13 protein-coding genes and 1 pseudogene are annotated in these 11,161 nt (G+C 45.5%); 12 read left to right on the forward strand and 2 right to left on the reverse strand.

Annotated features, from left to right (window positions below):
• The 7 genes and pseudogenes from ASG81_RS20050 to ASG81_RS20080 form a co-directional block, all read left to right on the forward strand.
• Positions 1-620 (forward strand): annotated as a pseudogene (locus tag ASG81_RS20050) (SDR family oxidoreductase); the annotation flags it as partial.
• 55 nt (positions 621-675) lie between these two features.
• On the forward strand, positions 676-990 hold the full coding sequence (locus ASG81_RS20055) for a winged helix-turn-helix transcriptional regulator (RefSeq protein WP_056638270.1): 315 nt from the start codon (positions 676-678) through the stop codon (positions 988-990).
• A gap of 79 nt (positions 991-1,069) precedes the next feature.
• On the forward strand, positions 1,070-2,314 hold the full coding sequence (locus tag ASG81_RS20060; protein WP_056638273.1) for a glutamate-5-semialdehyde dehydrogenase: 1,245 nt from the start codon (positions 1,070-1,072) through the stop codon (positions 2,312-2,314).
• Positions 2,311-2,496 (forward strand): hypothetical protein, encoded by a 186-nt coding sequence (locus ASG81_RS20065; RefSeq protein ID WP_056638275.1) that lies wholly within the window; start codon positions 2,311-2,313, stop codon positions 2,494-2,496. The genes ASG81_RS20060 and ASG81_RS20065 overlap by 4 nt, the downstream gene beginning before the upstream one ends.
• Before the next feature lie 81 nt (positions 2,497-2,577).
• The gene (locus tag ASG81_RS34080) at positions 2,578-2,724 is read left to right on the forward strand and encodes a transposase (RefSeq protein WP_081417464.1); all 147 of its coding nucleotides are present in this window, start codon (positions 2,578-2,580) and stop codon (positions 2,722-2,724) included.
• A gap of 180 nt (positions 2,725-2,904) precedes the next feature.
• Positions 2,905-4,191 (forward strand): epoxide hydrolase family protein, encoded by a 1,287-nt coding sequence (locus ASG81_RS20075; protein WP_235548949.1) that lies wholly within the window; start codon positions 2,905-2,907, stop codon positions 4,189-4,191.
• Positions 4,192-4,428: 237 nt separating this feature from the next.
• Entirely contained in the window at positions 4,429-4,899 is a 471-nt protein-coding gene (locus tag ASG81_RS20080; protein ID WP_056638284.1) for a hypothetical protein, read from the forward strand.
• Positions 4,900-5,084: 185 nt separating this feature from the next.
• Here ASG81_RS20080 and ASG81_RS20085 read toward each other — a convergent pair whose 3' ends face one another.
• Both ASG81_RS20085 and ASG81_RS20090 read right to left on the reverse strand, forming a co-directional pair.
• A complete protein-coding gene (locus ASG81_RS20085; protein ID WP_162255044.1) occupies positions 5,085-5,522 on the reverse strand; it encodes a type II toxin-antitoxin system VapC family toxin in 438 nt (145 codons plus the stop codon).
• A complete protein-coding gene (locus ASG81_RS20090) occupies positions 5,519-5,758 on the reverse strand; it encodes an AbrB/MazE/SpoVT family DNA-binding domain-containing protein (protein ID WP_056638290.1) in 240 nt (79 codons plus the stop codon). The genes ASG81_RS20085 and ASG81_RS20090 overlap by 4 nt, the downstream gene beginning before the upstream one ends.
• Before the next feature lie 175 nt (positions 5,759-5,933).
• Between ASG81_RS20090 and ASG81_RS20095 the strand changes: the two genes are divergently transcribed.
• The 5 genes from ASG81_RS20095 to ASG81_RS33545 form a co-directional block, all read left to right on the forward strand.
• Entirely contained in the window at positions 5,934-7,025 is a 1,092-nt protein-coding gene (locus ASG81_RS20095; protein ID WP_235548947.1) for a tyrosine-type recombinase/integrase, read from the forward strand.
• 454 nt (positions 7,026-7,479) lie between these two features.
• On the forward strand, positions 7,480-7,941 hold the full coding sequence (locus tag ASG81_RS20100) for a hypothetical protein (RefSeq protein WP_056638303.1): 462 nt from the start codon (positions 7,480-7,482) through the stop codon (positions 7,939-7,941).
• 237 nt (positions 7,942-8,178) lie between these two features.
• A complete protein-coding gene (locus ASG81_RS20105) occupies positions 8,179-8,889 on the forward strand; it encodes a class I SAM-dependent methyltransferase (RefSeq protein ID WP_056638306.1) in 711 nt (236 codons plus the stop codon).
• Positions 8,890-9,674: 785 nt separating this feature from the next.
• On the forward strand, positions 9,675-10,628 hold the full coding sequence (mraY, locus tag ASG81_RS20110; RefSeq protein WP_056638293.1) for a phospho-N-acetylmuramoyl-pentapeptide-transferase: 954 nt from the start codon (positions 9,675-9,677) through the stop codon (positions 10,626-10,628).
• A 408-nt stretch (positions 10,629-11,036) separates the two neighbouring features.
• On the forward strand, positions 11,037-11,161 hold a 125-nt coding region (locus tag ASG81_RS33545; protein WP_200961556.1), incomplete at its 3' end, for a metallophosphoesterase.

Consider the following 11,161-nt stretch of genomic DNA (forward strand, 5'->3'; position numbering starts at 1 on the left):
TTCAGTGTGATGTAAGCGATCCAAAGGCCATTTCCGACCTTTTTGAAAAAGTAACCAGTCAATTTCCAGAACTGAATTTTCTGATCAATAACGCTGGGATTATGCGTACATTGAATCTTCATTCCAAAGAGGTTGATTTAGAGGATATCAGCAGCGAGATTGAAATTAACTTCAGCGGTTCGATCCGCATGGTGAAACAATTTTTATCGCATTTAAAGGCGAAGAAATCCGCTGCGATTATGAATGTCTCATCCGGACTTGCATTCGTTCCTTATCCGGTATTGCCGGTATACTGTGCGACGAAAGCAGGCATTCATTCATTTACACAATCACTGCGAGTGCAGCTAAAAAATACGAATATAAAAGTGTTTGAATTGGCGCCTCCAACGATTCAGACCCCTTTAATTAAAGCTCTTGATGGCTATGAGATCAAAGGCGTAAAACCAATGGATGCCGGTAAGATGGTTAGGTACACAATCAAGGGTTTGGAAAAGGATCACTTTGAGATCCTGCCGGGCCAGAGCAGTGCGCTGAAGTTCATGAGTCGTGTTGCACCTCAGTTTATGATAAATCAGTTAAGCAAAACTGTTGACAATATGCTGACTCAAACCAAGAGTTAACTAAAAAGTTTAGACTAAAAGAAGATACGGATCACGCCAAAGGAGATGATGAGATTTGGCGGAACATGATTTGCAATTACGCCCCAAATTTGATATAGCGATCGAGTTGCTCGAAAAACGTTGGACTGGACTTATTATTTGCGTGTTACTCAGTGGACCGAAACGGTTTAAACATATATCCGACCTAATTCCGAGCATGAGCGACAGAATGTTGTCGAAGCGGTTTAAAGAACTGGAGATTGCTGGAATTTTGATTCGCCATGTTTATCCGGAGACACCTGTTCGCATCAAGTATGAGCTGACAGAAAAGGGGAAGGGGATAGAAGCTGCGATGCGGGAGCTGCATAAATGGGTGGATTGCTTCGGCTGAACATTCATCTAAATGAAAGGATAGAATGAGCTATGAGCTTATTAATTTGCGGGAACAATATTCTAATTGGAGGCGCTCTATGTCTGAAGTGATTCTTAAAGCAACTCTGGCGCGGGGGGCAACTCCACTGCTTGCGAATGTATCCGCCAAACGCAAGAATGAGGCGCTTGATCGCATGGCCGACGCACTGCTGCGGAATACGCCAAACATCATCGAGGCCAATGCCGCTGATCTGGCGCGAGGCCGCGAAAAACTTAGCGCATCCCTGCTCGACCGTCTCATGTTGAATGAGAAGCGGATCGAGGCGATCGCCCAAGGGCTACGACTAATCGCCGGGTTGCCGGATCCGCTCGGCGAGACGCTGCAGGAATTTTCGCGCCCAAACGGGCTGCGAATCGAGAAGGTGCGAGTGCCGCTCGGAGTCATCGGCATTATTTATGAAGCCCGGCCAAACGTCACTGTCGACGCTGTCGGCCTTTGTTTTAAGACGGGAAATGCAGTCTTACTTCGTGGCGGCTCGGCGGCAATCAATACGAACAAAAGAATCGTGGAGATTTTGGATGAAGTACTTGCCTCCTTTGAACTCCCTGCCGGTACCATTCAATTGATCGAAAACTCAGATCGTGCATCCATCGACGAAATGCTAAAGCTGAAAGGCTATATCGATGTGCTGATTCCGCGCGGAGGTGCTTCCCTGATCCAGAATGTCCTTAAGAACTCCAGCGTGCCCGTCATTGAAACAGGAACCGGCATTTGTCATATTTTTATCGACAACAGTGCCGAACCATCAATGGCTCGAGCCATCGCCCTCAACGCCAAGGTACAGCGGCCATCCGCATGCAATTCAATTGAGACTCTTCTTATTCATGAGGAATTTGCAGTCCGAGAACTGCCTGATCTTGCTGCCGCGTTCCGCGAAGCGAACGTCGAGCTGCGAGGTGACCGCCGATCAATCGAACTCGTACCAGATATGAATACCGCTTCTTCCGAAGACTGGGATACGGAGTATAATGACTACATTTTGAACGTACGTGTGGTCAGCGGCCTAGAGGAAGCACTCACTCACATCCGTGCACATAGTACGAAGCATTCCGAATGCATCATAACCGAAGATGACCGGAACGCTTTACTTTTCTTGAATGAAGTCGACGCATCTGCCGTTTATCATAACGCTTCGACGAGGTTTACCGACGGTTTCGAGTTTGGCTTCGGCGCGGAGATCGGCATCAGCACTCAGAAGTTGCATGCCCGTGGTCCGATGGGACTCCCAGAGCTTACCTCTTACAAGTACAAAATCACTGGCAGCGGGCAAATCCGGCGTTGAAGATATATGGCATACTCCGCGGCGCGCTCGATTGCCGGGGAAGGCGCATTAACGAGCCGATGAAGCGTGCGGCGGCGCGTGCAATTGCTTCCGTCATATCTGAGAAGGAGCTGAACGAACAGGATCAACTTGTACGTGTTGTACAAACGGCTTCCGAAAGCGCATCTTGTGCTGTATCCTGATTCGGGGCATGGATTTCTGTTTCAGTATGCCGCGGCTTGCGCTGAACATGTTTTAATCGCCGCCTCTGCTTGCCGAAGCGAATGAAGCCAAATCGGATCGAGACGCTGCGTTCCAAGCTCGTTAAGATTGCAGGCAGGCTGGTCAGATCCGGTCGTTACTGGACGTTGAAGCTGTGCAGCTCCTGCATATACCGAGATGCGTTCATCCAAACGTTTCGTAACATCTAGCGTTTACCCCGTTTCGGTTGATGGAGTGTGAATGATAGACAATTAAAAAAGTGCTAATTGACCCAATGGATACGTACGTCATTGTGTATCCATATTTATCTAAATTACCTATGAATGCCTACATGCAATGAGAGAACCTGACTGCTTTCAGATACCGAGTAAATTAATTGTTTGGCAAATATGGAAGATTCGCATATTCCTTTTCAACCAACAGTTCTAAGTACCCATGAATATATCAGGATGAAGTATGACAGACTTTTAACAGAAAAAACTTTAATTCCATTGCAAAAGGAGAATGTATTTATGACGCTTAATTCTTACAAGATTGAAATTGCAAACTCCGTCCTCGACGATTTGCGAGAGCGCCTGACACGCACCCGTCTGCCTGAGAATGACGAACGCGGTTGGGAGGACGGCATCGACCTGACCTATCTACAAGAGCTGATCACCTATTGGCGAGATCAGTTCGACTGGAAGGCTCAGGAGGAGAAACTCAATCGTTTCAACCAGCTTCGAGGCAGTGTGGATGGTACAACAGTTCATGTTATCCACGAGCAAGGTAATGGCCCGGCGCCACTGCCAATCGTTCTCGCCCACGGGTGGCCCGACAGCCCTTTCCGCTTCACTAAGCTGATTCCACTGCTGACAAATCCAGGGGCGCATGGCGGAGATCCGGCCGATGCCTTTCATGTCGTTGCTCCGAGCCTTCCAGGCTATGGCTTCTCGTTGCGCGACGGGAGTTACGGCAGCAGCCTATTCGGCTTTGGCAGTTTGCTCAACGCCGTGATGCGTGAGTTGGGGTATGAACGCTACGGTGCTCACGGGGGGGACATAGGGAACGGTGCTATCGAAATGCTCGTCGCCAACCATCCTCAGGCCCTCATCGGTGTCCATTTGACCGACACCCTGCCCTTCTTCAGGAAGCCGCCGAGCGATCTATCCCAGGAGGAACAGGCTTATTTGCAAGGGATGGAACAGTTCCAATATAATGAGGGCGCATATGTACACCTTCAGGGCACCAAACCGTGGACGCCTGCTGCTGCGCTCATGGATTCTCCGGCCGGACTGGCCGCGTGGATAGTGGAGAAATTCCAAGCTTGGAGCGATTGCGACGGCGACATCGAGAACCGCTTCTCCAAGGATGAGCTACTGACCAACGTCATGCTCTATTGGGTGTCTGGCACGATTGGCTCCTCTTTCTTGGCATATCGCGACTTCATGAAGGCAAGGCCGATGCCAGCCGCACAAGAGACGGAAAACCAGCCGGTCAAAGACATTCGTGTGCCGACAGGCTTTGCTCACTTCGCCAAGGATTTCTTTTCGACGCCTCCGCGCAGCTGGGCCGAGCGCTTCTACGACGTCCAGCGTTGGACTGAGGTGCCTACCGGTGGCCACTTCGCGGCACTTGAAGAGCCCGAGATCCTCGCCGAAGAGATTCGCGCGTTCTTCCGCCCATTGCGAAAGTAAGAACGATACTGAGGGGTGACAACCTGTTGTCCGGCTTTGTTTAGGAAGAAATGGAAACGGAGCGGATCCCTGCAATGATGCTGGGCTGGATAGAACAGATCGACGCTGGTCGCGCAGCACAAGACAAGCCTCCCTTCCAGCCCGAGTCATCCTGAACATGGAGTAGTCGCTCATAGGTTTTCACACCGTTCACCGAAAAGCCTGTGGTCTGAACTGAATAAAGAGCGCGCAAGGCGAATGGAACTAGCACTCCTGAAGGAGATAAATCCGAAACTAAGGCGTTACTGCTTAGGTACATCTGAATCGCGGTCGGTTTTTATCCAGGAACGTGCGGTAACTAAAGCAACGGGCAGAGCATGGCTATTTTTTGGAGACCAGCATTCGGCATCAGATTACCTTTATCGGAACGAGTTGGAACAATATCAAAAAGATGGGGTCTTGACAAGAATAGAAACTGCGTTCTCCCGTGATACGGCACAAAAAGTTTATGTGCAGCATAAAATGCTTGAACACAGCAAGGAATTGTTTGAATGGCTGGAAAACGGAGCTAGCTTCTATGTTTGCGGAGATAAGCAATATATGGCGAAAGACGTCCACAACGTGCTTATCGAAGTTATTGAAAAAGAAGGTGCGATGAGCCGCGAAGCAGCGGAAGCTTATCTCAATGATATACAAGCTCAAGGACGTTATCAACGTGATGTGTATTAAAATGAATAGGTGTTAGCGGCACCACGGCAAAAAGAGTGACATTCTTTCCACATTAAATGGAAATCGGTGTCATTCTTTTTTTGCCTGTACTCCCTGGGTGGTTTTATTGTTTTAGTTTATTCGTAATACAAACGATGAAGGAGCTGCCGCATCAGCATCAGACCTGCTAGCTTTTTATCTTTCATTTATAATTGAGCCAAAGTTCTACAAGGTATTTCCTCCACTTGTTCCAATCGAAGATCATTTGTAACAAAAACATCCGCTTGTGCAATGATGGCGGATGCGATCACAAGTGCATCAGGTGTTTTCATTCCGTATTTTCCTCGTAGAAAGGCGGCCCGTTCGGCAACCGTATTGTCAACTGGCACAACCGAAAGATTTGGGAAATGGGTGAAAAGCAGCTTGTACTGCTTCTCTAAAGCCAGATTCCCATCTCGAATCGGTTTCACGAGGATCTCGGTCAATGAAATGGTTGAAGTAACGTCTGAATAGGCTCCTTCCTCAATTTGCTCGAGCACCCACTTCGCTTTCTCACCAAATTCAGGATGTTGCTCAAACACATAAATAAAAATGTTCGTGTCCAACGCGATTTTCTTGTAAGACGAGGGGGAGGAGGCGTTCACCAATTTTCTCTCTCCTTTCGAACATAGTCGTCACTTGATTCGTCAACCCATAACTCTTTACCAAGTCCCCAAAGGTTGTCGGAAAATGATTTCGGTTTTGGCATCACAATGATCTCATCGCGAACTTCATCATACTGCCATAACAATTTATCACCAACTGCCAATTTTGCTTTCACGCGTATTTCCTCAGGGATTGTAATCTGATACTTCGTCCGAATTTCGCTTTCTAATTTCATTTTATGCTTCTTATCACACCATCCTTCATTTCGTCTTACTATTATTCATTTTATCACACTTATGGAGATTTAATACAACCTCGAAACAGAAAGACAAAACACGGCAAAGAATGTCCCTTCTGTGCTCTAAATTGTGCTATAGTAGGTAGAAAAAGACGTTCAAGGAGGCCGCTAAGTGAGACAAAACACGACACGGAAGAATTTTTCGGTTTATGATCCGGAAGAGGATCGGCTGATGCTTTGGAAAGAGCGCTACATCGAGATGGAAATAATAGGGGAACGGAAGCGTGATGTTGAAAAAAAGATTGATCTGCAGCTTACCCGGTTCATCGACTTCTTTCGGGACCGGTACGGTTATGAAAAAGTAACGGCTGTTGTAAAACGGGATGTAACGACTTGGCTCGAGCAGCTGTATAATCCTCCGGAAAAGCGAGGGAGGGGATATGCTCCGGCCACCGTAAATAATCACCAGGCCGCCCTGTCCCGGTTTATGAAATGGCTTCGGATTCGAGCGCCGCATCTGTTGTCGGAAGACCCGACCAAAGGGATCCGAGAGATTATGCTGCCGGACCCTGAGCCCAGGACACTTACTTCCGAGCAGATTCTGACCCTGAAGAACATCTGTGACCGGCTGGAGCGGTTTCACCTCAAAAAGGACCGGCGCCGAATGAAGGGGAAAATGGAAATCAAAACGCACGCGCGCCCGCAGCGCGATAGGGCGATTGTTTATGTCCTTCTTTCGACGGGGCTGCGACGGGAGGAGCTGGTGAACCTGAACTTGGATCAAGTCGAACCTAGTGATCCTGCACAGCTGCGTGCAGCTCGCAGCGCCAGGATTGTCCGGATACGCGGGAAAGGAAAAACGGAAGGAACCGAGTACTTGTCGGCCGATGCGCGGGCTGCTCTGGCCGATTATTTGGAATTCGAGAGGCATCTGGATCACGGGGAGGAAGCGATTGCTTTGTTCTTGAGTGCGAATGGAATACCGGCTCGAAAAATAGATGGTCGGCTGTATCCTCGTTCCATTAATCGCATCTTGGAGCAAATCGGTAAATGGCACGATGCAGAGCTGAAAGATCCGGAGCGCCACATTTCGCCGCTGCAGCCGCATAATTTGCGCCATACCTTTGCCAATGAGTTGGCGAAACATCCGGATGTGACAGAGCAAGATTTGGAACGGCTGTTGCGGCACCGGAATAAACGTTATTTAACGATTTATACGAGGCCGCCAGAAGCCACGTCCGCAGGTTTTGTGGAGAAGTTATAGTACCCGAACTGCAGTACTGATGAGTATTTCTTATGATCTTTTACCATTAATATCATTTATAATTAACCCCGTTGATAGAAGAATTGGAGGTATCGCCACAGTAGAGCGGTGCCTTACATCGAGATCCCAATCTGTCTAGGATATTGATCCATAATATTGATGGAATAGTCTGCGAGGTTGAAGTTTTTGAGCGACGCAAGTCTGCTTAATTAATGACCAAGCGANCCCAATCTGTCTAGGATATTGATCCATAATATTGATGGAATAGTCTGCGAGGTTGAAGTTTTTGAGCGACGCAAGTCTGCTTAATTAATGACCAAGCGATACAACTCTTGAATAAATGTCTTAGACTGGGTGGGGCGTTAAGCTAACGGGCAGGATAGCGGAGAATGAGCGCAAAAAATCATGGTAGTATGTATAGTGAACACTGATTTATGGAGAGGATGATTTCGTGTTGAAATATAATGATTTAATTGAACTGAAAGATGTATTTTTCTTAGGTCTTACAGAGCCTGAAGTAAACGTATTAAGGCTATATTTTAGCAGAAGCAAAATGAGTGATACACCTGAACCACTCATTGTCGGTGAGAAAGACTTTGGAGACTCGTATTCAATAAATATGGATAAAAACTCCCCATTAATACAAATTGATTTTGACACATACATTGCGTATTCCATTCGAAATGAATCATTTACATCGTGGGATGATTATGAGGAATTTGAAGGAAAGATATTTAGAATTTACAAAAAATCAAGGTATCTTGATTTTATTTCTGTTGGAACTTATGCAACAGAGGATTTTCCAGGACCATTTAAGCATTATGGGATTTCTTGTCTTGACCACATCGTTGACATAGTCTCAGCATCAGAACCTGTTGTAACGGAAGTTGTTGCTGACCAATCAACGCTAAGCTAACGGGTACGATAGTTCACATGGATGAGCAGGTGCAGCGGTGGCCTGCTCTTTCTATTAAGCTATCGTGCAGGATTGTTTACTAACGTATGGAATTATATGGAGTTAGCATTCGTGAAAAGATAGGGGAAACCAAATTGAATGAACAAAGTAGAAAAAATAAAAAGGCTTGGGAGTATCGAGCTTATGAATTTTGGAATAAACGAGATGGTTCTCCTGAGGAAAANAGGGGAAACCAAATTGAATGAACAAAGTAGAAAAAATAAAAAGGCTTGGGAGTATCGAGCTTATGAATTTTGGAATAAACGAGATGGTTCTCCTGAGGAAAAAGCRAATCAGATATTAGAAAACCCAAGAGCATCTCTTAAAAAGCATAAAAACCATTTTGAACATGTCGGAGGTAAAARGGTTGCCAATCTTTGTGGATCAAATGGTAGAAAAGCTGTTCCGTTAGCTTTATTAGGAGCAGAGGTGACTGTATTCGATATCTCTGAGGAAAATAGGAAATATGCCTTAGAACTGGCTGCACGTGCAAATACCACAATAGATTATATTGTCACTGATATTTATGATATTGATCTGAATAARTACGGAGGATATTTTGATATCCTATATTTAGAAGGAGGGATATTGCATTATTTCGGTGATCTCGAAATGTTTATGACTATTCTTTATGGTTTATTGAAAGATGGWGGGGAAATGATTCTAAGTGATTTTCATCCCTTAAGTAAATGTATCTTAACCCACGGGGAAGTAAACTATTTTGATACRGAACTAAGAAACGGAGATGTGGCGTACAAAGGTTCCTTTGACAAAAAGGAACAGTTGGATTTTCCTGATGTCTCAATTCGATCGTACACTCTGAGCGACATTATCAATTCGGTCATTGCATCAGGTTTCAGATTGCGGAAGTTTGATGAACATCGTGGATGTACAGGATTGCCTTCATAGAGCAACCAGGTTCTTCCCTTGTCCGTGCTATNTTTTCCTGATGTCTCAATTCGATCGTACACTCTGAGCGACATTATCAATTCGGTCATTGCATCAGGTTTCAGATTGCGGAAGTTTGATGAACATCGTGGTGGAATAATGAAAATATTCCTTGGGAATTTACTATACTGGCGGATAAATAGCTATTAAGTTATTGAAGTAACGGGTACGATAGAATAAACAGGGAGCAGACCGCCACGGCAGCTGCTCCCTGTTTTTATTGAACTGAAGGGCAGTTTAGTTTCATAAGCAGGCAGTATTTCTCAATGAGGATCTAAAATAAGAAATAAAAACAGAATAAATTCTCTTTTTCAAAAGGGTTTTTACCTTTATCATTTTACTAAAGATAAAAATGAGAGGGGTGAAAGTGTGGTCAAATTACATGTTACTGTCAAGGTTCTTCGATAAGTGATTTTGATTAATTGTTTCCCATTGACGTTTATCTAAAATGTTTTATCAGAAAATGCGGTATTCAGCTCCAATGGAAGAACGCAATTACTTTCATAATCTGTGGTGTCGCGTGAGTGGCATGGATGGCTAACGGGCAGAGTAACTTACTAAAAAGCATAAAGCAGGGGTATGACCACAGCGCGATCGGTGTCACCTTTTTTGTTTCCGAAAAGTCTCCCTTTTGGAATAAAGGACATTAATTTTTAAGATCCCCATGTGAGGGAATGTTTGTCTTCAAGTCCGAATTATTTATTAAATAGAAAAAAAGATATTTTCCAAAGAGAGGAGTTCGTCATATGTACGGAATTATGGCTATTTCCGGCCTGTCTTTCCTTCTGGTGGCGGTATTTACGCCGCTGTTGATCTGGACGCTGCGTAGGTTGAGGCTAACGCAGCCGATTCGCGCAGAGCTTCCAGCGGATCATCAGGCCAAACGAGGTACACCGCTTATGGCAGGGATGACCCTGCTTATCGGGATAGCGATTTCGCTGCAGTTTCATCCCGTGCCTCTAATGTTGCTCTTATGCGTTACGTTTCTGTTGTTCAGCGTGGTCGGATTTCTGGATGATTTCAAAAAGGCCTTCTGGCAAAACCCGTCCGGCATCTCTGGCCGCACAAAGCTGGTGCTTCAATTTATTTTTACTGGAACCATTTTGTTTGTGTTGCTTCATTCGTTCGGCCTGACGAGCGATATTGCGTTATTTCAAGGGTACCACCTGCACTTGCCTATATCCGTATATGTGGCAGTCATGCTGCTGTTTGTGGTCGGCTCCGCGAATGCTATCAATTTTACGGACGGTCTTGATGGCCTGCTGATCAATGTGGCCGTTCCGACGTATTTTTTCTTTTTTATGATTTCGTACAAACCTGAAGTGCAGACATTTTCACTCGTCATGATCGGCTGTCTATTGGGGCTTTTCCTTTACAACATCTATCCGGCTAGAGCGTTTATGGGCGATACGGGGTCACTGGCGATCGGAGGCTCCCTTTCCGTTTTGGCCGTCATTGAGAAGGTCGAGGTTTTGATTCCGATTCTGTTTTTTGTCTATTTGGCGGAGCAGCTCTCGGTCATTTTGCAGGTGTGGTACTACAAACGGACGAAGCTTCGTCTGTTCCGGATGGCCCCGATCCATTACCATTTCAGCCTGAAATACGGATGGAGCGAAAACAAAATCGTGATGATTTTCGGTTTCATTTCGTGGGTATCCGTACTGTTCTGCTGGTTGATCTGGAAATATCTCATGCACTAAGTGCGCAATTCTGTAAGCAACATGATCCCTACATAACGATTTTGCAAAATCGAATATGCGGTTTTGGAAACGCATCATAACAAAAGCGGAGAATAACGAACGGGAGCCGGGAGATCATCTCCTGATTGTCCTTTTTAGATCGAGTTCAGGCAAAAACAATTTGGGAGAGGTTGCCGGGGCAAAGCATAATGACTAAGCTAACGGGTACGATAGCTCAATAAACATTAAGAACAAAGATAATGCTGCCGGCGAACGGCAGCATTCATGATCCGCAAGATCAGATCTTTCCAACTAATCAGCAATATTATAATGAAATTACCAATTACTTAAAAAGGGAAATAGCAGTGTATAGAAGAATATTTTTCTAAGGGTATTGAGATTCAGTGGTTCACGAAAGGAATGTAGAGATTGAGAAGAACATTAGTTATAAGCGATATTCATGGTTGCTATGACGAGTTTATTAACTTATTGGCATTGGTAGATTTTAAAAAGAACGAGGATTTACTGTTGCTTCTTGGTGACTACGTAGACAG

This window comes from Paenibacillus sp. Soil522 (assembly GCF_001428245.1).
In the GTDB taxonomy this organism is placed as follows: Bacteria; Bacillota; Bacilli; order Paenibacillales; family Paenibacillaceae; genus Pristimantibacillus.